Here is a 23,663-nt window from a genome sequence, read left to right as displayed (position 1 = left end):
GAGCGTTACGGGGTGACCTTGCCCACCTGCACGCTGCCGATGCCGGTGACGGTGCCGCGCTCGTTCAGCAGCCGCACGTCGCCGCGGAGCTCACGGCCCTCGGCCGTGGGCGCGTTGGCCACGAACTCGGCCGCCACCGGGGCGCTGTCGCCCGGGCCGAGCGGGATCGTCCGGGTCTCGTCGACCGTGACGGAGCCCAGCGCGGGCGCCACGAACAGGTCGAGGTAGTCGTACGCGGTGGTGCCGTCGCCGCCCGGGACGGAGTAGCCCTCCACCTCGACGCGGTAGGTGCCGGCGGCCGGGTTGCGCAGCGAGACGGCCTCCTCCGAGTCGCCGTCCGCCTTCTGCGCGACGGGGGTGGTGCCTTCACCGCGGTAGACGAACAGGTCCAGGTCTGCACGGGGGTTGGAGGGGTTGCCGATGGAGGCGTCCAGTCGGCTCGCGCCCTCCGGCACGGTGACGTAGAAGGTGCTGACCCCGTGGTGCCCGATCGTCGGCCGGTCGGACCTGACGGAGCTCAGCGGACCGCCCGCCAGCTTGCCGCGGAGGGCGGCGAACCGGTTGGTGACCTTCCAGTCCACCGGGGTCTTCACGCCGGCCTTGGCCTCCGGCAGCGTCTTCACGGCCGGGTCGAAGGAGGCGCCGAGCACCGTCACGTCCAGCCGGTACGGGTTGTCCAGCAGCGGCGAGGTGCGCCGCGACTCGACCTCGATCTCCCACACGCCCGGCGTCGGGTTGGCGTAGGAGCGCAGGTCCGAACGGCACTGGTTGAGCGGGTGCTCGTAGTTGGCGTAGCAGAAGATCGTGCTGGAGTCCTCCATCTGCACGCCGTACGGGTGCAGCGAGATGAACCGGGTCTGGCTCTTGTCGGCCAGCCCGCTCAGCTTGACCTCCAGGCTCTTGGCGCCCTCGGGCACGGTCAGGAAGTACGAGCGGTGGCCGTTGCGGGTCGAGACGCCGGAGGCCGAGAAGGTCGAGGAGGGCTCGGCGATCGGGGTGGAGACCACCACCGTCGACATCACCTGGTGGTCGGTGCCCTCGGTGCGCGGGTCGTCGATCTCCAGGATCGCGCTGTGCACGCCGTCCGAGGCGGGGCGGGCCTGCACCTTCACCGTGACGGGCTGGTTCAGGGGCAGCCGCACCTCGTCGTCACCGACGATGCGGAAGGTGCCCCGGTGGTTGTTCTCCAGCTCCAGCTCGTGCCGGACCGGACGGTCGGGGCCGGTGGTGCGGGTGACGACCACGTCGTAGGTCTTGCGCTGGCCCTTCTTCAGGCCGCCCTCGCGGTCGTAGAGCCCGGTGCCGAAGCCCGGGGTCTTGAGCCCCTGGTCCAGGGCGGTGTCGACCGGGGCCTGCACCGCGTACTCGTGCGCGGTGGCCCCGCGCCGGATGGACTTCCAGGCGTCGACCACGTCGATCAGGCCGGTGCCCTGGGCGTGCGCCTGCTCGCCGCGGATCTGCTGGGCGGTGGAGGTCAGCGCGGTGCGCAGGGTGGCCGGGGGCAGCGCGATGCCCCGCTGCTTGGCCGCGGAGAGCAGCAGCGCCGAGGCGCCGGCGGCCTGCGGGGAGGCCATCGAGGTGCCCTGGAGCATCGAGTAGCCGGGCGGCAGCTGGTAGCCGGCCTCGGCGACCGGGCCGCCGGGGGTCCAGGTCTGGGTGGTGTTGATGGCCGCGCCGGGCGCCGAGATGACCGGCGCGAAGCCGCCGTCCTCGCGCGGGCCGCGGGAGGAGAACGGGATCATCCCGTACGCCTTGCGGACCCCGGAGCCGTAGTTGGCGGCCCAGGTCTCCTTGGAGATCGTCGCGCCGACGGAGATGACCTTGTCGACCAGGCCGGGGTCGCCGATGGTGTTGACGCCGGGACCGTCGTTGCCCGCCGCGATGACGAGCTGCACGCCGTAGGTGTCGATCAGCCGGGCGTAGAGCTCGGCGCGCGCGTTGTTGCCGTCGTTCATCGGGGGCAGTCCGCCGATGGACATGTTGACGATGTCCACCCCGCGGTTGACGACGAGGTCGATCATGCCCTCGGTCAGCGCGATGTTGGTGCAGCCGCCGCCCCAGGAACAGGCGCGCGAGGAGACCAGCTTGGCGCCGGGCGCCGCCCCGTTCATCCTGCCGCCGAACAGGCTGTTGGCGGCGGCGATGCCGGCCACGTGGGTGCCGTGGTCGCCCTCGATGATGCCGATGTTGACGAAGTCGGCCTTCTTGCCGATCCAGTCGCCGCCGTAGGGGTCGGTCGGCACGTCCTTGCGGATCTCGACGACGAACGGCACCCGCTCGGCGATCTCGGTCGCCGGGTCGTCGGTGCCGAAGTACCCGATCTGGAAGCCGTCCTTGTACGGCTTCAGCGCCTCGTCGTCGGTGAAGTCCCGGTTGCCGTTGAGGTCGACGCGGACGGTGCCGGCGGCTGGGTCGTAGAGCACGCCCCAGGCGTCGGTGGTGTCGCCGTCGCGGTTCAGGTCCCCCTTGGCGTCGCCGGTGAGGGTGACGTCCTCCCGGAACAGGCTGACCTTGTGGTCGCCCGCGGGCGCGGTCCAGGTGGTGTTCAGGTAGGAGAACGACGGACCGGTGGCGGTCGTGTTCATCCGCCGCCAGGTGCCGTCGCCGTCCAGGATCGGGTCGGTCCCGGTGACCCAGTCGACGATCTTGCGCTCGCCGGTGGTGGTCTTCTGGAGCGCCGGGTGGCCCAGGTCGACCCCGGAGTCGATGACACCGATGGTGATGCCGCGCCCGTCCGCCTTCGGGTTCTGGCGCACGAAGTCCACGGCGCCGGTCTCGAAGGACGGGTTGTACGGGTTCTTGGCGGGGGTGGTGGCGTCCGGTGCGGGGTGGCTGCCCGGGGCCCGCCCACCCGTCGTCCCCTTGGCGCCGCCGTTGGGGGAGGGGTCGTCCAGCTCGATCTCGTGACGCAGGTCGATGCCCTGCACCGAGGGCAGCTTCGCCGCCGCCGCGATCGCGGACTCGGCCCGGGCGGTCGGCACGGTGGCCCGGACGTAGCCGAGCTTGTCGTGCGCACGGGCCACCGAGCCGCCCTTGACGGCGTCGAGCTGGTCCCTGACCTGCTCCGTCGCCCCGGGCTTGGTCGCGATCATCATGGTGACGTTCTTCTCGCCCTCGGCCTTGGCCTCGGCGAGCAGTTCCACGTCGGCGGAACCGAGCTTGGCGTCCGCCGGCTTGACGGGCGCGTCCACCGGAGCGGGGTCGCCGCCGGGGGCCGCGAAGCTCGACGGCAGGGGACCGGCCGCGGACAGCGCTGCCACGAGGCCCGCGGCCACGGCTATGCGCGCGGCGCGTCTGGCACCGGAGCCGGGCGCCGCGTTGGGGGTGGGGGTCATCTCATCCCTGTGGGTGTCGGAGTGGATGGGGGTGCCCGTTCCGGGCGTCGTACGGTCCCGTGCCCGCGGGGCCCTGGGGGCGCGCGGGACGGGACGGTGCACCCGGAACGACCGTCTTGGTGACCGACCGGTTCCGGAGGTGTTCCGGATGTCGAAGTCGGATGACCGCTCAGCTTTACGTACCGGGCCGTCGTTTGGGGAGGGGCGCCCGAACTGTGTCGTGCCCATGGCGTACTTCCGCCATACGCCATGGCGTGCATAGCGGGTGATAGTCGCATTTGTTGGGGCTGTTCGTGCTGGTCGGAGCGTGCGGACCGGGCGGACCGGGGGACCCGGTGTCCGTACCGTGGGACGGATGCAGAACATCCTGAGAGTCGCCGCCTACGCCGTCTGCGTCCACGACGACCGCCTCCTGCTGGCCCGTTGGGTGGCCCGGGACGGCACCCGCAGCTGGATGCTCCCCGGCGGCGGCATGGAGCACGGCGAGGACCCCTACGACACGGTGGTCCGCGAGGTGACCGAGGAGACGGGCTACACGGTCGCGCCGCGCGCCCTGCTCGGCGTCGACTCGTACCGCAACCCCCGCGACCCCCGGCCGCTCGGGCGGCACGCCGACTTCCACGCCCTGCGCGTCCTCTACACCGCCGAGGTGACCGGGGGCGAACTCCGTGACGAGGTGGGCGGTTCGACCGACCGCGCCGCCTGGTACCCGTTGGCGGAGGTGCCCGAACTGACCCGGGCGCCCCTGGTGGACCACGCGCTCCGGCTGTGGCGCGAACGGCCCCCGGTCGGTCGCTGACCGCGCGGGCCGCCCTCCTCCGGGGCGTCAGCGGGGCAGCACGACCACCCGGGCGGCCGGCTCCCGCCCGGCCGCGTTCAACAGCGCGCTCCGCACCACCGTGGCCTGCTGCTCCGCGCCGTCCCGCAACTTGCGCGGGGTGATGTGGACGACGGTGATCCCGCACTCCTCCAACCGCTCCCGCTTGCGGGCGCAGCGGGCCCACTCCGCGCGCTCGGCCGGGTCCTGGGGGCGCGCCCCGGGGCGCGGCGGGCGGGTGTCCAACTCCACCGCGACGGCGTGTTCCGGCCAGTACGCGTCGACCTCGCCCAGCGGGGGCCCGTCCGACAGCCGGAGGTCGACGTTCCAGATCGGCGCGGGCAGCCCGTGCGCGCTCACCATCCGGTAGAGCCGGTCCTCCGCGATCGCCCGCCCCTCGGCGAGCAGCGAGTCCACCGCGTCCACCACGTGCGGTCGGCTCAACAGCCGGGCGTGGTTCAACTCGCGGACCACCGCGCCCGGTTCGCAGTGCCGGGTGCGCACCGCCTCGGTGAGCAGCAGCCGGACCGAGGGCGAATCGCCGAGCGCGGCCACCGCATCGGTCAGGGCCCGGGGCACCGGCGCCACCGGCACCCCGGTGATCTGCTGGGCCCGGGGCAGCACCGCGCTGCGCACCAGCCGCACCCCGGGGACGGAGCGCAGCCGGCGGGTGCGGGGCACCAGGACGTCGAGCCGGTCGAGGGCGAGCAGGGAGGGGGCCGCGGCGAAGCCGTGCAGGGCGAGCGCGGCCAGGCCGGTGATCATCGCGTCGCGGTAGGGGGAGGGCGCCTCGCCCGTTCCCTCTCCGGAGCCGCCCCCGGGGTCCGTCGGGCCGAGCCGACCGGAGGGGGCGCCGTACCCCCGGGCCGCCGGCTGGGCGGGCAGGACGGTGCCGGAGGCGGTGGGGCGCCCGGCGTACAGCAGTGCCCCGTGCAGGCGTTCCTCGCCGGTGGGCGGCCCCTGGTGCAGGAGGTACACGCCGGGCAGGTACTGCTGCCAGGCGCCCCCCGGGCGGCAGCGCGCGCTGGTCTCGGCGGCGGAGACGCCGTGCGCCCGGAGTTGGGGCAGGCTCATGACGCGCAGCCGCACGTCACGGAGGTCCCGGAGGTCGGGGGGGAGCGAGGGGCGCGGGATGCTGCGGGGGCGGCCGGGGCGACCGAAGAGCGGGGCATTGTGGTTCATGTCCCGCAATCTGCCCACCTCGGACGGGGTCACTCGTCCACCGTGCCGCTTCATCGACATTCCAGGACAACTTCGCCCGAAAGAGTGGGCGTTCACCTGCTGAAACCTTCATCCCCCGTCCAGCCGGCGCGAGTTCGGAGCGGCGAGGGCACTGCGCCGGGGCGTGGGAGACGGCGCACTCGGCACCGGACGCACCGAGCCCCGCGCCCCCGGCGCGTACGGCCGGGGGCGCGGGGCTCGGTGGCGGGGCGACCCCCGCCGGTCGTCAGCCGGCGGCGATCCGGTCGCACTCCTGCCCGCGCAGGGCGCGCGCGAGGTCGTCGCGGGACTCGGAGACCAGCCGCCGCAGCGCCGGCGGCGCCCCCTCGTGGGCGGTCAGCCAGGCGTCCGCCGCGTCCAGGGTCGCCCGGTCGCCCTGGAGGGCCGGGAACAGCCCGCGCACCAGATCCATCCCGATCTGGATGGAGCGCTCGGCCCACAGCCCCTCGATCGCGGCGAAGTACCGCTCGGCGTACGGGGCGAGCAGCTCCCGCTGCGAGGGCTGGTTGAAGCCGGCGACGGTCGCCTCCACCAGCGCGTTCGACAACCGGTCCGACTCCACCAGGTCCGCCCACGCCCGGGCCTTGACCTCGGTCAGCGGTCGGGCCGCCAGACAGCGCACCTGGTGCCGCTTGCCCGAGGCCGTGTCGTCCCGGGCCAGTTCGGCGGCGATCACGCCCTCGCCGGCCACCCCGTGCGCGGCCAGGGGCTCCAGGAACGTCCACCGCAGCTCCTGGTCGACCTCCAGCCCGTCGATCCGCGCGGTGCCGTCCAACAACCCGGTCAGCAGGCCCAGGTCGTTCTCGCTCCCGGCCGTCGCGGCCAGGAAGCGCGCCCAGGACAGCTGGTGTTCGCTGCCCGGCTCGGCGATCCGCAGCTCCCGCAGGGCGCCTTCGGCGAGCAGCCGCGCGCCCTCCTCGCGCCACTCGGGCGCCGCGTAGTGCGTGACCGCCGACAGCGCCCAGGCGTGCAGCATCTGGAGGACGCCGATGTCGGTCTCCCGCCCGGCGAACCGCAGCACCAGGTCCACGAAGTCCCGTGCCGGTGCCACCGCGTCCCGGGTGAGGTTCCACATCGCCGACCAGCACAACGCCCGCGCCAGCGGATCGGTCAGCGAACCGAGCCGTTCCCGCAGTGTCACCAGCGAGTTCTCGTCGAACCGGATCTTGCAGTACGTCAGGTCGTCGTCGTTGACCAGCACCAGTTCCGGCGCGCGCTCGCCCACCAGCGAGCCCACCAGGGTGCGCGGTCCGTCCACGTCGACCTCCGCGCGGGCGTAGCGCACCAGGTCCCCGCCGGCGTCCTCGCGCGCGTACAGCCCGAGCGCGACCCGGTGCGGTCTGAGCGTCGGGTACGCCTCCGGGGCCTCCTGGAGGACCGCCAGCTCGGTGATCCGCCCGTGCGCGTCCAACAGCACCTGCGGGGTCAGCGTGTTGACGCCGGCGGTCTGGAGCCAGGCCCGCGACCAGGCGGTCATGTCCCGGCCCGAGGTCTCCTCCAGCACGGCCAGCAGATCGCCGAGCCCGGTGTTGCCGTACGCGTGCCGCTTGAAGTAGCGCCGGGCGCCCTCCAGGAACGCGTCCTGCCCCGCGTAGGCCACCAGCTGCTTGAGCACGGCGGCGCCCTTGGCGTAGGTGATGCCGTCGAAGTTGAGCTTGGCGTCCTCCAGGTCCCGGATGTCCGCCGTGACCGGGTGGGTGGAGGGGAGCTGGTCGGCGCGGTACGCCCACGCCTTGCGGTTGTTGGCGAAGGTCACCCAGCCGTTGGTGAAGCGGGTGGCCCCGACCATCGAGAAGGTGCCCATGAAGTCGGCGAACGACTCCTTCAGCCACAGGTCGTCCCACCAGCGCATGGTGACCAGGTCGCCGAACCACATGTGCGCCATCTCGTGCAGGACGACGTTGGCCCGCCGCTCGTAGGCGGCCCGGGTGACCTTCCCGCGGAAGATGTACTCCTCGCGGAACGTCACCAGGCCCGGGTTCTCCATCGCCCCCAGGTTGTACTCGGGGACGAACGCCTGGTCGTACTTCCCGAACGGGTACGGGTAGTCGAAGTGGTCGTGGAAGAAGTCCAGGCCCTGCTTGGTCACCAGGAACACGTCGTCGGCGTCGAAGTGCTTGGCGAGGCCCTTGCGGCACATCGCGCCGAGCGGGATCTCCAGCGTGCTGCCGTCCGGGAGGGTGCGCGTGTAGTGGTCGGTGACGTGGTGGTACGGGCCGGCGACGACCGCCGTGATGTAGGTGGAGATCGCCTTGGTCTCCGCGAAGCGCCAGACGCCGTCCGCCTTCTCCCCGACCCCGTTGCCCCACACCGTCCAGTCGTCGGGGGCGACCACCTCGAAGCGGTACGGGGCCTTCAGGTCCGGCTGCTCGAAGTTGGCGAACACCCGGCGCGCGTCCGCCGGCTCGTACTGGGTGTAGAGGTAGACCTCGCCGTCCTCCGGGTCGACGAAGCGGTGCATGCCCTCGCCGGTGCGGCTGTAGGCGCACCGGGCGTCGACGACCAGTTCGTTCTCCGCGGCCAGGTCCTCCAGGACGATCCGGGCGCCGTCGAAGACCGCACCCGGATCGAGGTCCCGGCCGTTCAGCGAGACCGCGGTGACCCGCGGGGCGACCAGGTCGGCGAAGCTGGTGGCGCCCGGCTCCGCACAGCGGAACCGGATCGTGGTGACCGAGCGGAAGGTCCGCGGACCGTCCCCGTCGTCGGCGCTGCCGGCTCCGATCGCGGAGCGCAGGTCGAGCGCGACCTCGTAGCCGTCGACGGACAACAGCGCGGCCCGCTCGCGGGCCTCGTCGCGGGACAGGTTCTCACCGGGCACTGCGGCACTCCCTTGTGACTCGCGGAACCCGGCGTCCGTCGGTCCTGTGCGCCGGCACGCGGCGCACGGGACCGACGGACGCCGGAATCCGGCGGTGGCGGATGTCGTTCTGTTCGTTCTGCTGGTGTTTCCGGTGCTTCGCGGCGTCGTGCGTCCGGAAACCGGTACGCGGTATTCGGTACCCGGTGAGCGATCCTGCCACGAGGGCCGACGGGGCGGGCAGGGGGAGCCCGTCGACCGAACGGGCGGGAATGACCCGGTGGACCGACGGTGTTCCCCCGGCGACCGATCGTGCACCGCAGCCACGCGCCCACGGCGCTGAGGAGAGACATGTCCGTGTCGCAGAAGACCCCCGTCGACTTCTGGTTCGATCCCGTGTGCCCATGGGCGTGGATGACCTCCCGCTGGGTGCTGGAGGTCGAGAAGGTACGGGATATCGAGGTCCGCTGGCACGTGATGAGCCTCGCCGTTCTCAACGAGGACAAACTCGACGAGCTGCCGGAGGAGTACCGCGAGATCCTGGCCCGGGCGTGGGCGCCGGTCCGCGTGGTGATCGCGGCCCGCGAACTGCACGGTCAGGAGGTCGTCGGCCCGCTGTACACCGCCCTGGGCACCCGCTTCCACAACGGCGGCGAGGGCCCCACCCGGGAGGCGATCGCCGGGGCGCTCGCGGACGCGGGCCTGCCGGCCTCGCTCCTGGAGCACGCGGACTCCGACCGGTACGACGTCGAGCTGCGCGCCTCGCACAAGGAGGGCATCGACAAGGTCGGCCAGGACGTGGGCACGCCCGTGATCGCGGTGCCCGGCCCGGACGGCGAGCAGATCGCCTTCTTCGGTCCGGTGGTCACCCCGGCCCCCAAGGGCGAGGCGGCCGCCCGGCTGTGGGACGGCACGCTGCTGGTGGCGTCCACCCCGGGCTTCTACGAGATCAAGCGCACCCGCACCCAGGACCCCGTCTTCGACTGAGCGTCCGTGCCCCGACAGCACGGAAGGCCCCGCGAGTCACGTCCTCGCGGGGCCTTCCGCTTGGTGCTCCTGCCCGATGAGCGGTGAGAAGACGATCACGAGCAGGACCTTGGGGGTGCCCGCCCCGGGAGCGGCCCTGACCCGGGGGACGGCACGGCGGCGGCGGTTACCGCGTCACGGGGCGATGATCAGGTTGTCCACGCGCTCCTTGGCGGCGGCGTAGCGCTTGGCCACGTCCTGCCAGTTGACGACGGCCCACATCGCGTCGATGAAGTCGACCTTCTGGTTGCGGTACTGGAGGTAGAAGGCGTGCTCCCAGGCGTCGAAGACCAGGATCGGCGTCGAGCCCTGTCCGACGTTGCCCTGGTGGTCGTAGACCTGCTCCACGATCAGCCGGCCGCTGACCGGCTCGTAGGCGAGGACGCCCCAGCCGGAGCCCTGGGTGGTCGCGGACGCCTTGGTGAGCTGGGCCTTGAACCCCGCGAAGGAGCCGAAGGATTCCGCGATCGCGTCCGCCAGCTCGCCCACGCCGTCCTTGTCCAGCGGCTCGCCGCCGCCGTCGCCGGTCATGTTGTGCCAGTAGATGGAGTGCAGGATGTGCCCGGACAGGTGGAAGGCCAGGTTCTTCTGGAGTCCGTTGACGGAGCCCCACTGGTCCTTGTCGCGCGCCTCGGCGAGCTGCTCCAGGGTGTCGTTGGCGCCCTTGACGTAGGCGGCGTGGTGCTTGTCGTGGTGCAGCTCGATGATCTCGGGGCTGATCACCGGCGCGAGCGCGGAGTAGTCGTACGGGAGTTCGGGAAGTGTGTAGACGGCCATCGCGGGTCCCCTCTGACCTCTTATTGCAACCTACTTGCATCTGCACGCTACCAGCAGCTCGGGGGCGGTGCGCCGCGGCCCCGGGCGGGCGTCGCCGCCCGGACGCGGAGGAGGGCGCCCGCCGGTGTCCGGTCGGGCGCCCTCGGGTCGCGGGCGGGGGAGGAGGGTCCCTACGTGAGCGCCCCCCGCCGCTGGCGCACGTATCCCGTGACAGCCAGCACCAGCACCAGGGCGCCGGTGGAGTACAACTGCACCCGGGTGTCGGGCTCGCGCGCCATCAGCAGGAACATCCCGGCCATCATGGCGAGGGCGATCCAGGTCAGCACGGGGAAGCCCCACATCCGGACGGTGAGCCGCTCGGGCTCCTCGCGCTCGGTGCGCCGGCGCAGGATCAGTTGGGAGACCGCGATGAAGATCCACTCGACCAGGATCACCGCGCCGATCATGTTGAGCAGCCAGCCGAAGACGTCGTCGGGGCGCCAGTAGCTCAGCAGGACGCATCCGAAGCCGCACAGCGAGGAGGCCAGCACCGCCGCCCACGGCACCCGACGGCGCACCCGTCCCAGCGCCTTCGGCCCCTGCCCCCGCTCGACCAGGGAGTACGCGATCCGGGAGGCGCCGTAGATGTTGGCGTTCATCGCCGACAGCAGGGCCACCAGGACCACCACGTTCATGATCTCGCCGGCGCCGGGTATGCCCAGGGTGTCGAGGGTGGCCACGTACGGGCCCCGGGCGAGGACGTCCGGGTCGTCCCAGGGCACCAGGGTCACGATCACCGCCATCGACCCGATGTAGAACAGTGCGATCCGCCACACCGCGGTGCGCACCGCGGTGGCCACCCCGCGCACCGGGTCCTTCGACTCGGCCGCGGCGATGGTCACCGTCTCCAGGCCGGCGTACGCGAACACCGAGGCCAACAGGCCGATGATCAGCCCGTCGGTCCCGTTCGGCAGGAACCCGCCGTCGCCGGTCAGGTGCGCGGTGCCGGGGGCCTCGGTGCCCGGCAGCAGGCCGGCGATCGCCAGTCCGCCCAGTCCCAGGAACACCACGATCGCGCCGACCTTGAGCGCCGCGAACCAGAACTCGAACTCGCCGAAGTTGCGCACCGCGGCGAGGTTGGAGAGGCAGAACGCGGTCATGAACAGCGCCACCCACATCCACTGCGGGGTCCCCGGCAGCCAGCCGGTGACGATCGTCGCCGCCCCGATGGCCTCCAGTCCCACGGCCGTGCACAGCAGCACCCAGAACGCCCACCCCACGGTGAACCCCGCCCAGGGGCCGATGGCGCGGTCCGCGTGCGTCGAGAACGACCCCGAGGAGGGGTGGGCGGCCGACATCTCGCCCAACATCCGCATCACGAGCATCACCAGGAGCCCTGACGCGGTGTACGCCACCACGATCGAGGGGCCGGCGGCGGCGATCCCGGCGCCCGATCCCACGAAGAGTCCGGCGCCGATCACCCCGCCCAGGGCGATCATCGACAGGTGCCGCTGCTTGAGGCCGTGACCGAGGGCGTTGCCCGGAGGGTCGGTCCTCCCGGGGTCCGGGCGCGGGTCCGAAGGGGCGGGTGCGGCGGTGTCCGAGCGGGCCATGGGCTGTCCGTGGGTGTGAGGGGCGTGGGGAGCCATCAGTGTGGGGTACGGGCATCCTCTACCCAAAGCGGTCATGAGCATGCCCGCGAAGGGGTGCGGGCTCCTCGCCCCAGTCACCCTTCCGGGGAGGGGATTTGGCAGTACTCCACAGTCCGGCAGTGACCAGTGTCACCTTGACCGGGTGATTCCACCCGTCGATTTGTGCGGAGCCCACCAAGGCGTGCCGGCGCCCTTTGTCGGTCGCTGACGGTGAGCGCGCCGGGGGCGCTGGGATAGCGTCGCCGTGTCCGCCCCCCGTCCGACCTCCCCGGGAGCACCGTTGAGCACCGCAGCCGTCACCACCCGTCCCGGCGAGGTCCTCGCCGACCTCCTGCCCGCCGCCTCGGCGGCCCGCGCCCGACTGCGCGACGTCACCCTCGTCGTCGGCGGCGCCGCGCTCACCGGGATCGCCGCGCAACTCGTGGTGCCGGTGCCCGGCTCGCCGGTCCCGGTCACCGGGCAGACCTTCGCCGCGCTGCTGGTGGGCACCTCCCTCGGCGCGGGCCGCGGCTTCCTCTCGCTGGCCCTGTACGCCCTGGTCGGCATGGCGGGCGTGCCCTGGTTCGCGGGCGGCACCTCCGGCGCGGGCGGCGCGACCTTCGGCTACGTCCTCGGCATGCTGCTCGCCGCCACGGTCGTGGGCGCCCTCGCCCGGCGCGGCGGCGACCGTTCGGTGCTGCGCACCGCGGGCACCATGGTGCTCGGCTCCGCCGTCATCTACGCCGTGGGCGTGCCCTACCTGGCGGCCAGCACCCCGTTGTCGCTGTCCGGTGCGGTCGCCGCCGGCATGACCCCCTTCCTGATCGGCGACGCCCTCAAGGCGGCCCTCGCGATGGGCCTGCTGCCCGCGGCCTGGCGCCTCGTCAAGCGCTGACCGCGCCCGTGGCCGTCCGGCCCCGGTTCCCGTGGGGGACCGGGGCCGCGCCGTCCCCCCTCCGGGTTTCAGGTCCGGACCAATGCGCGGACCCGTGGACGCCCGCCCCGTCCGGGGCATGCCACACTCGGTCCCATGCGCGTGTACCTCGGCTCGGATCATGCCGGCTACGAACTGAAGAACCACCTCGTGGAGTGGCTCAAGGCCCACGGCCACGAGCCCGTCGACTGCGGGCCCCACCTCTACGACGCCCAGGACGACTACCCGCCGTTCTGCCTGCGCGCCGCCGAGCGGACCGCCGCGGACGCCGGCTCCCTCGGCATCGTCATCGGCGGGTCCGGCAACGGCGAGCAGATCGCCGCGAACAAGGTGAAGGGGGTGCGCGCCGCGCTCGCCTGGAGCGAGCAGACCGCCGCCCTCGGACGCCAGCACAACGACGCCAACGTCATCGCGGTCGGCGCCCGGATGCACACCACCGACGAGGCCACCGCCTTCGTCGAGACCTTCCTGAAGACGCCGTTCTCGGACGAGTCCCGCCACCAGCGCCGCATCGACATGCTGTCGGTCTACGAGACCACCGGCGAACTCCCGCCGATCCCGGCCCACCACCCGCAGCAGCCGTAGGCCGCCGCGCCGCCCCCGCCGAGGCCGGGGCGGCGCGCCCGGACCGTCCCCGTCCGACCGACACCAGGAGTCCCACCCGTGCCGGAAGGGCACACCATCCACCGCCTCGCCCTCGACCACCGCGAGCGCTTCCTGGACCGCGAGATCCGGGTCAGCAGCCCGCAGGGCCGCTTCGCGGCGAGCGCCGCCCTCTTGGACGGCCGCCCGCTGACCGCCGCCGAAGCCCACGGCAAGCACCTGTTCCTCGGCTTCCCCGGCGGCGACTGGGTCCACGTCCACCTGGGCCTGTTCGGCAAGCTCGACTTCGCGACGGCCCCGGTGCCGCCGCCCACCGACACGGTCCGGCTGCGGCTGGCGACCCCCACCGACTGCGCCGACCTGCGCGGCCCCACCACCTGCGCCCTGATCACCGAGGACGACAAGCGGGCCGTGCACGACCGGCTCGGCCCGGACCCGCTGCGCGACGACGACCCCGAGCCCGCCTGGACCCGCGTCTCACGCAGCCGCAGCACCGTCGCCGCCCTGCTGATGGACCAGAAGGTGGTGGCGGGCGTCGGCAACGTCTACCGCGCCGAAGTCCTCTTCCGGCACGGCATCGACCCCTACCGCACCGGCCGGGACCTCGGCCGGGCCGTGTGGGACGCCCTCTGGGCGGACCTCGTCGCCCTGATGCGGGAGGGCGTGCGCAACAACCGCATCGACACCGTCCGCCCCGAGCACACCCCCGAGGCCATGGGGCGTCCGCCCCGGGTCGACGACCACGGGGGAGAGGTGTACGTGTACCGGCGGGACCGTCGGCCCTGCCACGTCTGCGGCGACGAGATCCGCACCGCCGGCCTCGCCGCCCGCAACCTCTTCTGGTGCCCCACCTGCCAGCCCACGACGGTCGGGACCGGCTGACGGCTCAGAAGCCGTGCGGCAGCCAGGGCGCGAGGTCCGAGCCGAAGGCGGTGGTCGCCCGGGCGAGGGCCCCGGCCCGCACCTCCGTGACCCGGCCGGCCGCGGCGAGCGCCCCCAGGCCGGTCCCGCCCAGGTAGGCCGCCCCCAACTCCCGCACCGACAGACGCAGGTCGGCGGGGTCCTCGGTGCGGGCGCAGACGGCCCCCTCGGCGTCGCCGGAGAGCCGCCAGCGGCCCGTGTTCCAGGGGCAGAACGCGTCGACCACGTCGAACACCACGTCCACCGGCGTCCGGTAGGTGCGGGCCGCGAGCGCCGCGCCCACGTCGACCAGCCGCACGTGCAGCGAGTCCCGGGAGGTCAGCAGGGAGCGCCGCACGTCCGAGACCAGGTACTGCCAGGCGTCGTCCACGGGACGGTTGCGCACCACCACCGTCGAGGTGAGGTCGAGGTCGAACAGGAACCGCCACAGCGCCGCGTACGCCGCCGGTTCCACCGCCTCCAGGTCCCGCAGGGTCACCACGCCGTTGGGCCCCTGCGCCTCCCACGAGGGCTTGTTGTGGTACCGGGCGTACCCGACCGGCACGCCGTCGCGCTCGGCGAGCACGCACTGCAACGGCGACCCGCCGCCGCGCCCGCCCTCCGGGTCCAGCAGCGGCAACCGCTCCCAGCCCGGACCGCGGGCGATCATGCCCGGCCGCTCCGGCACCACCCGCGCGTACAGCGCCTCGCACTCCACCCGCACCTCGGCCGGCTCCGCGAAGCGCAGCCGCAGCCCGTCCTCGTCCGGCAGCCGGGGCAGGGTGACCCGCGAGGTGTCGACGGTCGCGCCCAACTGGTACGTCCCGATGCCGTAGCCGAAGCGGCCGTAGATCGCCGGCTCCGAGGCGGTCAGCACCGCGAGCGGTTCACCCAGCGCCCGCACGTCGTCCAACTGCCGGCGCATCAGCGAGGTCAGCACCCCGCGCCGGCGGTGGGTGGCCGCCACGCTCACCATGGTGACGCCCGCCGCGGGCACGGCCGCGCCGCCCGGCACGGTCATGCGGAAGCTGAAGGCCCCGGCCGTACCGACGCACCGCCCGTCCTCCCACACCCCGAGGGAACGTTCCGTCTCGGTGAGCGCCCGCCACAGTTCGCGCTCCTCGGGAGCCTCGGCCAAGCCACCGAACGCCCGCTCCAGTGTGGCGTACCACACATCCCAGTCGTCCGGTCGCAACACCCGTGGCTCTGTCGTCATGTAGACATGACTATCAGGGCGAAGCAGGATGAGCGAACCGATTTCCGTGCGTCCCGCCGGGCCCGCACGGAAGGGGTGAGGGCCGTCCGAAGGCCCGTGAGGCAGGGGGGTTCACCAGTGGTTCCGCTGATCCCGAGGGTGCGCCGGGAGGGACCTGTTGTGCGTCCCCTCGGGCGCGCTGGATAAGGTCCACGTGCGATGGCACGACGACGAACGGCAGTAGAGAAGTTCCCGGCCCGGATGAAGAAGCGACTGCACCGGGTCCGCGTCGCCGTCCGCAAATCCGGCGTCGACTACTTCCGCGGCGACGGCTCCGACTGGATAGCCCTGGCGGGTCTGCTGCTCACGGTTCCGCTGATCGCCGCGGGCACGCTCGCCAACTCCCTCTGGTTCTCCCCGGCCGCCCTGGTGCTGCCGATCGTCGCCGGCGGCCTGCTGCTGCGCCCGGCGAGCCTGCTCACCCTGTACGCGGCCGCCGCCGCTGCCCTGATCGTCGAGTCCGTGCGGCTCGGCCCGTACGCGGAGGGCCCGGCCCGGGTGACGCCGGGCGTGGTCCTCACCGTCGCGGCCTGCGGTTTCACCGGCCTGCTCATCGCCCAGTTCCGCAGCCGCGTCGGCGTGCCCTGGCGCCGTGGCGGCACCATGCTGTTCGACCTGCGCGAACGCATCCGGGTGCAGAGCAAGCTCCCGCTGCTGCCCCGCGGCTGGCACCGCGAGATGGCGCTGCGCCCCGCGGGCGGCCAGTCCTTCTCCGGTGACTTCGTCGTCGCCGCCCGCACTCACGGGGGGCGCACCCTGGAGGTCGTCCTCACCGACGTCTCCGGCAAGGGCATGGACGCGGGCTCCCGGGCGCTGCTGCTCTCCGGGGCCTTCGGCGGCCTCCTCGGCTCGCTCCCGCCCCACGACTTCCTCCCCGCGGCCAACGGCTACCTGCTGCGCCAGGACTGGGACGAGGGCTTCGCCACCTCCATCCACCTGGTGCTGGACCTGGAGTCGGGCGACTACGAGCTCTACTCGGCGGGGCACCCGCCGGGGCTCCAGTTGTGCGCCGGCTCGGGCCGCTGGGAGGAGAAGGCGCCGGAGGGCCCGCTCCTCGGGGTCTACGACGGCGCCCAGTTCGACCCCCTGAAGGGCACCCTGCGCCCGGGCGACGTGCTGATGCTCTTCACCGACGGGCTGGTGGAGACCTCCGACCGCGACCTGGACGAGGGCATCGACCGGCTCACCGGCGCGGCCAACCGCTACGTGGCGGACGGGTTCCACGGCGCGGCCTGGCACCTGATCGAGGCGGTCGCCCGGGACGTCAACGACGACCGGGCCCTGCTGCTGATCTCCCGGGACACCCAGCACCCCGGCTGATCCCCGCCCGGGCCACCAAGAACGACGATCGCCGTCGCGAGTTCATCGCGACGGCGATCGTCGTTCCCCGTTCCCCGGCGGCGCCGGGTCAGGCCCGTTCCTCCCCGGCGCCGACCGCGGACAGCTCGGCGGGCTCCGCCGGCTCCCGCGGGGCGGCGGGACGTGCGTCGGGCAGTAGCCGCGCCAGCCAGGACGAACGTCCGGCGGCCAGCGGGCCCAGCACGGCGAGCAGCAGCACGTAGCCGGCGATGAACGGCGACAGGCGCTCGTCCAGTCCGGCTCCCGCGGCCATGGTCGCCATGATCAGGGCGAACTCCCCGCGGGCCAGGAGCGTGGTGGAGATGTTGGCGGCGGGCCCGGGACCGAACCCGTACAGCCGGGCGCCGCCCACCCCGGCCAGGACGTTCATCACCATCGTCAGCGCGACGGCGGCCAGCACCGGCCAGAGGACCACCGGCAGGTCGCCGGGGTCGATGGACAGGCCGAAGGCGAAGAAGAAGATGGCGCCGAAGGCGTCCCGCAGCGGGTGCACCAGGGTGCGGATGCGCTCCCCGGAGGCGGTGCTGCCGAGCATCAGTCCGACCATGAACGCGCCGATCGCGTCGGCGACCCCGAACCACTCCGAGACCCCGGCCACCAGGACCGCCGCCCCGAGGAAGGAGATCACGAGCAGTTCGTCGTCCTTGACGGCGAAGAGCCGGCCGATGACGCGGGTCCCGTACCGGGCGGCGAGCGCCAGGGCCAGCAGGAACGCGAACGCCTTGCCGGCGTCCGTCGCGGCGGCGGCCAGGCTGTCCGCGCCGGACAGGATGGGTTGGAGCGCGGCGAGGTAGAGGGCGAGGAAGATGTCCTCGACCACGATGATGCCGAGGATCGGCCGGGTCTCCGGGTTCCCGAGCCGGCCGGTGTCGACCAGCACCTTGGTGACGATCGCGGACGAGGAGATGCCGAGCACGCCGGCGAGCACCAGCGCCTCGGAGGTGCCCCAGCCCAGGGCGAACCCGAAGCCGAGGCCCGCGCCCACGTTCAGCGCGAGGTACATCCCCCCGGCCAGCGCCATCTTGCGGCCGCCGGCTTTGAGGTCGTCGAGGTGGAACTCCAGGCCCAAGTAGAAGAGGAGCAGGACCAGGCCGAGCGCGGAGAGCATCTCCAGGTCGTGCGGGTCGGCGACCAGCACGATGCCGGGGGTGTGCGGGCCGAGCAGTATGCCGGCCAGGATGAAGAGCGGGATGGTGGGCAGTCCGATACGGCCGCCGAGCCGTGCCAGGACCGCGGCGGCGAGGAACGCGCCGCCCATGGCGATCAGGGTGTCTGCGTGTCCGATGGGCTTCCTCCTCCGTGCGAGGGATCGACAGGGGTGGGGACGCCCCGAAGCACCACGGGGGCGTCAAGGAAGCGTCAATAGTTAGTTTACCGAAGGATTAACCGGGAAAGCTTCCCCGGTCACGGAGATGGGGGCCAACCCCCATGCCGCCGTCCCGCCCGGGTTCCCGTCGGGACCCCCCACCAGACCTCCGCCGGCCGGGGCAGGGGGAACCCGCCCGGGTGGATGCAGGCCCCCGCCCTGAGCTGGGGAAAACCCCACCCCAGGTCTACAGCGCACCTCATGGTGTCCGACCCCCCGCCCTCCGTACGGTCGAAGCACCGAGTCACCACCCCGCCGCACGGGGCGACTCGCCGACCACGCACCGAGGAGAGGCACCCCAGCCATGGCCCTGCGCAAGAAGCGGACCGCCCCCCGCCCCGCCGACACCCCGTGGGCGGTCGAGCTGAACGGCGTGCGCCGCAGCTACGGCAAGCGGTCCGCCGAGGTCCACGCCCTGCGCGGCATCGACCTCGCCCTGCCGCACGGCAGCTTCACCGCCGTGATGGGCCCCTCCGGCTCCGGGAAGTCCACCTTCCTCCAGTGCGCCGCCGGCCTCGACCGCCCCACGGCCGGCACGGTCCGCCTCGCCGGCACCGACATCACCGCCCTCGACGAGAACAGACTGACCGAACTGCGCCGCGCCCGCCTCGGCTTCGTCTTCCAGTCGTTCAACCTGCTGCCGTCCCTGACGGTCGAACAGAACGTGCTGCTCCCGCTGCGCCTCGGAGGCCGCCGACCCGACCGCGCCCGCGCCCGGGACGTCCTGGGCCGGGTCGGCCTCGGCGACAAGGGCCACCGCCGCCCCACCGAGCTCTCCGGCGGACAACAACAACGCGTCGCCGTGGCCCGGGCCCTCGTCACCCGCCCCGACGTGATCTTCGCGGACGAGCCCACCGGCGCCCTGGACACCACCACGGCCACCGAGATCCTCTCCCTGCTGCGCACCGCGGTCGACCGACTCGGCGCCACCGTCGTCATGGTCACCCACGACCCGTCCGCCGCTGCCTGGGCGGACCGGGTCCTCTTCCTCGCCGACGGCGCGATCACCGACGAACTCAGCGGCGCGTCCGCCCAGCGCATCGGCACCCGCCTGACCGACCTCATCTCCCACCATCGCCGCCTCGCCGGAGTGGCAGCCTGATGCGCCCCAACGGACTCGCCCGCGCCGCCCTGCGCTTCAAGCCCGCGGCCTTCGCCGGCACTTTCCTCGCCCTCTTCATGGCCGCGATGATCGTCAGCGCCTGCGGCATCCTCCTCGAAACCGGTCTGCGCGCCTCCGTCCCGCCCGGCCGCTACGCCGACGCCCCGGTCGTCCTCGCCGCCGACCAGCAGGCCCACCACCCCGTCGTCGACTCTGCCGGCGACCGCTCCGACCACGGCGGCCCCGTACCCGACCGGGCCCGACTGGACGCCGCCCTGGTGGCACGGGCCGCCGCCGTCCCCGGCGTCCACACCGCCATCGGCGACACCACCTTCCCCGTCCGCACCGACCGCGCCGCCCTCACCGGCCACGGCTGGGGCGCCACCGCCCTCACCGGGGAACGCGCCACCACCGGCCGCGCCCCCGCCCCGGGCGAGGTCGCCCTCACCGTCCCCGGCCCGGTCCGCACCCCCGCCGGCGAGCCACCCGCCGTGGGCGACCGGATCACCCTGCACACCGCCGAGGGCGCCCGCACCTTCCGGGTCGCCGCCCTCGTCCCCGCCGCCGGAGCCACCCCGACCGCCTGGTTCCACGACACCGAGGCACCCCGGATCGCCGGCCACCCCGGACGGATCGACGCCATCGCCGTCCTGCCCGAGGCGGGCGTGTCCACCACCGAGTTGAAGGGCCGTGTCGCCGCCGCCCTCGGCGACGCCGCCGAGATCCACACCGGCGAGGACCGCGGCGCCGTCGCGGAACCCGGCCTCGGCGAGGCCAAGGAACTCCTGATCGGACTCGGGGGCTCCTTCGGCGGCACCGCCACCCTGGTCGCCGTCTTCACCGCCGCGGGCACGGTCGCCCTCTCCGTGGGGCAACGCGCCCGTGAGTACGCCCTGCTGCGCGCCATCGGCACCACCCCGCGCCAGGTGCGCCGCGCCATCGCCACCGAGACCCTGCTCATCGCCCCGCTCGCCGGCGCCCTCGGCTGCCTCCCCGGCGCCGCGCTCGCCACCTGGTGGTTCGGCCAACTCCAGGACAAGGGCGCCCTGCCCCGCAACCTCGACCTCGCCGTGTCCCCGCTGCCCCTGCTCGCCGCGGTCGCCGCAGTGGTCCTCACCGGACTCGTCGCGGGGTGGGCGGCGGCCCGCCGCCCGGCCAGGATCCGCCCGGGGCAGGCCCTGGCCCGGGCCGCCGTGGAACGCTCCCTCCCCGGTCCGCTGCGCCTCGGGCTCGGCATCGCCGCGGCGATCGGCGGCACCGCACTGGCCGCGGTGGCCCAGTCCACGGCCGGAGAGGACGCCGCCAACGCCGCCATGGGCGTGGTCCTGCTGTTCATGCTGGCCGTGGCGCTGCTCGGCCCGCTCGTGGCCCGGGCCTGCGCCGCCCTCGTCGGACTGCCGATGCGCGGGGCCGGGGCCGCGGGAGCGCTGGCCGCCGCCAACTCCCGCACCAACGCCCGCCGACTCGCCTCCGCCATCACCCCGATCGTGCTGGCCGTCGCCTTCGCCTCCACCCTGCTCTTCCTCCACAGCAGCCAGGACCGGGCCACCGTCCGTCAACAGAGCGCCGGGGTCATCGCCGACCACGTGGTCCGACCCGCCTCGGGGGGCCTCGCCCCCGACGCGGTGGCCGCCGCCGCCGACCGCCCCGGGGTCCGCGCCGCCGTGGGCCTGCTCAGGACCGCGGTCCTGATCCCCACCGGCTCCGGCGACACCGCCATGCTGCGCACCGCGTCCGCCCAGGGCGTCGACGGCCCCGCCCGTGACCTGGCGGCCGTGCAGGAACTCGACGTGCGCCGCGGTGCGCTGGACCTCGGACCCGGCCGGGCGGCCGTCGACCTGCGCCTCGCCGAGGCCGCGGACGTCACGGTCGGCGACCGGTTGCCGCTGCGCCTGCCGGACGGCACCGAACGGTCGGTGGAGGTCGTCGCCACCTATGCGCACGGCCTCGGCCTCGCCGAGGTCACCATGGTCCGCGGGGACCTCGCCCGCCACGTCACCGACCCGTTCGCCGCCGAACTGTGGGTCAAGGGCGGCTCCGCGGCGGACCTCGCCGCCCACGGCACCGTCATCGCCCGCGGCGACTACACCTCGGCGGCCTCCGTCGACCGGGAGCTCAACGCCTGGGCCAACCGCCTGATGGCGGCCGTCCTCGGCGGATTCGCGGCGGTGGCCTCCGCCAACACCCTGGTCATGACGGTCCTGGACCGCCGTCGCGAACTGGGCACCCTGCGCCTGATCGGCAGCACCCGTCGCCAGGTGCTGCGCATGGTCCGCTGGGAAGCACTGCTGGTCGCCGTCGTCGGAGTCGTCCTCGGCAGCGCCATCGCCCTCGCCACCCTGGTCCCCATGGTGCGCGGCATCACGGGGGAGGGCGTCCACATACCCCCGGCGGTGTACGGCTCACTGGTGGGCGGGGCCCTGCTGCTCGGCCTCCTCGCCACGGCCCTGCCCGCCCGCTTCGTGCTCCGTGCCTCGCACCGGGCGTAGCCGGCCCGGGGGCGTCTCGGTCACACTCGACCCGTGACCCAGACGCCCCCGGACCGCACCCCGGTCCCCCCGCCCACCGGCCCGCTCGGCCTCGCAGAGGTCGAGGCGTTGGCCCGCGCCGCGCACGAAGGCCAGACCGACAAGTCGGGCCGCCCCTACGCGGAGCACCTCCGAGCGGTCGCCGAGGGGGTGCGGGCCCGGGGCGGCACGGACGAACAGATCGCCGCGGCCTGGCTGCACGACGCCGTCGAGGACGCGGCCCTCAGCGAGGAGTGGCTGCGGGCGGCGGCGCTCACACCGCGCACCAAGGCCATCGTCCTCGCCCTCACCAAGCGGCCGGACGAGCCGCCCGAGGCGTACGCCCGACGCATCCTGGACACGCCCGGCGCCCGTCTGGTGAAGGAGGCCGACCTGGCCCACAACACCGCCCCCGAACGGCTCGCGGTCCTCGACGGGGCCACCCGCCGGCGGCTGATCCGCAAGTACGCCACGATGCGGGCCCTGCTGGGCCTACCGGACGACTGACCACCGTCCGCACGACCCACCGACCCCGGGCCCACCGGCGGACGCCGGTCAGCCGGAGTCGCGGGCCCGGCCGCGCGCCACGTCGACCGCGTCGCTGCGCACGGCCCACCGCAGCCGCGGTTCCAGGGCGAACCGCAGGGCGTGCCGTACGGGCGGGGTGCACATCAGGGTGATGGCCGCGCCCGCGACGAGCGTGACGAACACCTGCCCGTGGGGCTCGTGCAGCCAGGCGGGGTCGTACCACCCCCAGAAGCGGGAGCCCTTGGCCAGGAACCCGTGCAACAGGTACCCGCACAGGGTGCCCGCGCCGAGGACGGTGAACCAGGTCCTGCGGCGCGGCACCCAGGACAGGAAGCAGGCAGTCAGGAGCAGCGAGCAACCGAACAGGGCGAAGGTCATGACCGGCCCGGTCCACCACGGCGCCCCCAACTCCTGGGCGCTGTTGCTGTGGTACAGCCAGCCGGTGTCCATCCGGGGCACCGCCCACCAGGCGGTGGCCAGCGCGAGGACGGTCACCGGCACCGACAGCAGCCGCACCTCACGGCGCCGCAGCAACTGGAAGTGCTCGGGCCTGGCGTACAGCCCGATGACGAAGAAGGGGAGGAACTGGAGCACGCGTTGGAGGTCGAAGTCGTCCCCGATGCTGGGGGAGGCCGAGGCCAGCGCGGCGATGCCGAGGGCCACCGGGACGGGCCAGCGCACCACCTTCCACAGCGGGGTGGAGATCCGCCAGACGAAGAGGGCGATCAGGAACCACGTCAGGTACCAGGGATCCAGCAGGCTGAGCCGGTGCCCCGGGTCGTCGTCGGCCCAGCGCTTGAAGAAGGTGTAGGCGATCTCGAAGACCACGTACGGCGCCACCACGGTGCTGAGCAGCTTCCGGACCCGGGCGGGGCTCATGTCGAAGCCCCGCGAGAAGTAGCCCGAGATCAGGATGAAGGCGGGCATGTGGAAGGCGTACACGAAGAGGTAGAGCGCGGTGGCCGTGCGGCTCTGGTCCGTCAACGGCTCCCAGGCGTGCCCCATCGCGACCAGGACGATGGCCAGGTACTTGGCGTTGTCGAAGAAGGGGTCGCGTTGTTTGGCGGGACGGGCGCCGGGATCGGGGGGCACCGGCGTGGTGAGCGGGTGCTCGGCCCGCCGGGAGCGCGGGGTGGGTACGCCGTCCGCGAGGTCGTCGGGGTCGCGCGCTTCGGCGGGATCCGTACCGGGGGGCGGGTCGGGCGAGGTGAGCGGGGGTGAGGGCGCCGGATGACGACCGGTCGGTCGCAGCGAGTTGGTCACAGGCCCTCCCACCAGGAACTGGGGGAGACGATCCGCGACCTCACCGCACGTGCGTGGGGCGGGGCAGTGGGAAACATTGGAGGAACCCTAGCGTCGGGGACGGTGTGTGGTGAACGACTCCGGTCGTCTTTCGCGCTGTTCTTGCTCCGTTCTCCCTTCGGTCGGGCATCCCACGCCGGGAAATCGGCCCAGGGGGTGCGCGTACCCCGATTTCGGAGAAGTGCACGCACCGTTCGATGACGGGTTCGAAGTCCACGAGCAGG

Annotated in this window: 17 protein-coding genes; 9 read left to right on the top strand and 8 right to left on the bottom strand. The window is 73.4% G+C overall.

The features are described from left to right. Nucleotides 1–5 precede the first annotated feature (5 nt). Nucleotides 6–3,335: a S8 family serine peptidase gene (locus ACSMX9_RS07685; protein WP_445401030.1), complete on the bottom strand. Its 3,330-nt coding sequence runs from the start codon at nucleotides 3,333–3,335 to the stop codon at nucleotides 6–8. 355 nt (nucleotides 3,336–3,690) lie between these two features. Between ACSMX9_RS07685 and ACSMX9_RS07680 the strand changes: the two genes are divergently transcribed. Continuing rightward, nucleotides 3,691–4,134, top strand: coding sequence for an NUDIX hydrolase (locus ACSMX9_RS07680; RefSeq protein ID WP_351243114.1), 444 nt, complete (start codon nucleotides 3,691–3,693; stop codon nucleotides 4,132–4,134). 27 nt (nucleotides 4,135–4,161) lie between these two features. Here the strand turns inward: ACSMX9_RS07680 and ACSMX9_RS07675 are convergent, their stop codons facing one another. Both ACSMX9_RS07675 and pepN read right to left on the bottom strand, forming a co-directional pair. Continuing rightward, the gene (locus tag ACSMX9_RS07675) at nucleotides 4,162–5,334 is read right to left on the bottom strand and encodes a hypothetical protein (RefSeq protein ID WP_445401028.1); all 1,173 of its coding nucleotides are present in this window, start codon (nucleotides 5,332–5,334) and stop codon (nucleotides 4,162–4,164) included. Nucleotides 5,335–5,599: 265 nt separating this feature from the next. Then, nucleotides 5,600–8,191, bottom strand: a complete 2,592-nt coding sequence (pepN, locus tag ACSMX9_RS07670; protein ID WP_445401026.1) for an aminopeptidase N — start codon at nucleotides 8,189–8,191, stop codon at nucleotides 5,600–5,602. 330 nt (nucleotides 8,192–8,521) lie between these two features. Here pepN and ACSMX9_RS07665 point away from each other — a divergent pair, with 330 nt between their 5' ends. After that, nucleotides 8,522–9,157: a mycothiol-dependent nitroreductase Rv2466c family protein gene (locus tag ACSMX9_RS07665; RefSeq protein WP_445401024.1), complete on the top strand. Its 636-nt coding sequence runs from the start codon at nucleotides 8,522–8,524 to the stop codon at nucleotides 9,155–9,157. A 174-nt stretch (nucleotides 9,158–9,331) separates the two neighbouring features. On the opposite strand, the gene ACSMX9_RS07660 is transcribed toward ACSMX9_RS07665, so the two are convergent. Together ACSMX9_RS07660 and ACSMX9_RS07655 are read right to left on the bottom strand one after the other, a co-directional pair. After that, the gene (locus tag ACSMX9_RS07660; protein ID WP_351238791.1) at nucleotides 9,332–9,973 is read right to left on the bottom strand and encodes a superoxide dismutase; all 642 of its coding nucleotides are present in this window, start codon (nucleotides 9,971–9,973) and stop codon (nucleotides 9,332–9,334) included. 170 nt (nucleotides 9,974–10,143) lie between these two features. Beyond that, a complete protein-coding gene (locus ACSMX9_RS07655; RefSeq protein WP_445401022.1) occupies nucleotides 10,144–11,601 on the bottom strand; it encodes an amino acid permease in 1,458 nt (485 codons plus the stop codon). A gap of 283 nt (nucleotides 11,602–11,884) precedes the next feature. Between ACSMX9_RS07655 and ACSMX9_RS07650 the strand changes: the two genes are divergently transcribed. From ACSMX9_RS07650 to ACSMX9_RS07640, 3 genes are all read left to right on the top strand, one after another. After that, nucleotides 11,885–12,478, top strand: a complete 594-nt coding sequence (locus ACSMX9_RS07650; RefSeq protein WP_351238787.1) for a biotin transporter BioY — start codon at nucleotides 11,885–11,887, stop codon at nucleotides 12,476–12,478. 135 nt (nucleotides 12,479–12,613) lie between these two features. Continuing rightward, a complete protein-coding gene (locus ACSMX9_RS07645; protein ID WP_351238785.1) occupies nucleotides 12,614–13,102 on the top strand; it encodes a ribose-5-phosphate isomerase in 489 nt (162 codons plus the stop codon). A 78-nt stretch (nucleotides 13,103–13,180) separates the two neighbouring features. Continuing rightward, complete coding sequence (locus tag ACSMX9_RS07640; protein ID WP_445401020.1) at nucleotides 13,181–14,002, top strand: Fpg/Nei family DNA glycosylase; 822 nt, start codon at nucleotides 13,181–13,183, stop codon at nucleotides 14,000–14,002. Nucleotides 14,003–14,006: 4 nt separating this feature from the next. Here ACSMX9_RS07640 and ACSMX9_RS07635 read toward each other — a convergent pair whose 3' ends face one another. Then, nucleotides 14,007–15,236, bottom strand: a complete 1,230-nt coding sequence (locus ACSMX9_RS07635; protein ID WP_445401018.1) for a GNAT family N-acetyltransferase — start codon at nucleotides 15,234–15,236, stop codon at nucleotides 14,007–14,009. A gap of 198 nt (nucleotides 15,237–15,434) precedes the next feature. Here ACSMX9_RS07635 and ACSMX9_RS07630 point away from each other — a divergent pair, with 198 nt between their 5' ends. Then, nucleotides 15,435–16,595 carry a PP2C family protein-serine/threonine phosphatase gene (locus ACSMX9_RS07630; protein ID WP_445401016.1) on the top strand — a complete coding sequence of 387 codons (1,161 nt, stop codon included), beginning with the start codon at nucleotides 15,435–15,437 and terminating at the stop codon, nucleotides 16,593–16,595. 88 nt (nucleotides 16,596–16,683) lie between these two features. Here the strand turns inward: ACSMX9_RS07630 and ACSMX9_RS07625 are convergent, their stop codons facing one another. After that, a complete protein-coding gene (locus tag ACSMX9_RS07625; protein WP_445401014.1) occupies nucleotides 16,684–17,892 on the bottom strand; it encodes a cation:proton antiporter in 1,209 nt (402 codons plus the stop codon). A gap of 412 nt (nucleotides 17,893–18,304) precedes the next feature. Between ACSMX9_RS07625 and ACSMX9_RS07620 the strand changes: the two genes are divergently transcribed. The 3 genes from ACSMX9_RS07620 to ACSMX9_RS07610 are packed head-to-tail and all read left to right on the top strand — an operon-like array spanning nucleotide 18,305 to nucleotide 22,116. Continuing rightward, nucleotides 18,305–19,102, top strand: a complete 798-nt coding sequence (locus tag ACSMX9_RS07620; RefSeq protein ID WP_445401012.1) for an ABC transporter ATP-binding protein — start codon at nucleotides 18,305–18,307, stop codon at nucleotides 19,100–19,102. After that, on the top strand, nucleotides 19,102–21,591 hold the full coding sequence (locus ACSMX9_RS07615; protein ID WP_445401010.1) for an FtsX-like permease family protein: 2,490 nt from the start codon (nucleotides 19,102–19,104) through the stop codon (nucleotides 21,589–21,591). Before ACSMX9_RS07620 ends, ACSMX9_RS07615 begins: the two co-directional genes overlap by 1 nt. Before the next feature lie 33 nt (nucleotides 21,592–21,624). Beyond that, the gene (locus ACSMX9_RS07610; RefSeq protein WP_445401008.1) at nucleotides 21,625–22,116 is read left to right on the top strand and encodes an HD domain-containing protein; all 492 of its coding nucleotides are present in this window, start codon (nucleotides 21,625–21,627) and stop codon (nucleotides 22,114–22,116) included. A 48-nt stretch (nucleotides 22,117–22,164) separates the two neighbouring features. On the opposite strand, the gene ACSMX9_RS07605 is transcribed toward ACSMX9_RS07610, so the two are convergent. After that, nucleotides 22,165–23,400 carry an acyltransferase family protein gene (locus tag ACSMX9_RS07605; protein WP_445401006.1) on the bottom strand — a complete coding sequence of 412 codons (1,236 nt, stop codon included), beginning with the start codon at nucleotides 23,398–23,400 and terminating at the stop codon, nucleotides 22,165–22,167. Nucleotides 23,401–23,663 lie beyond the last annotated feature (263 nt).

The sequence above is a fragment of the Streptomyces sp. LE64 genome (assembly GCF_052606915.1).
This window is presented reverse-complemented; position numbering and strand designations above follow the sequence as displayed.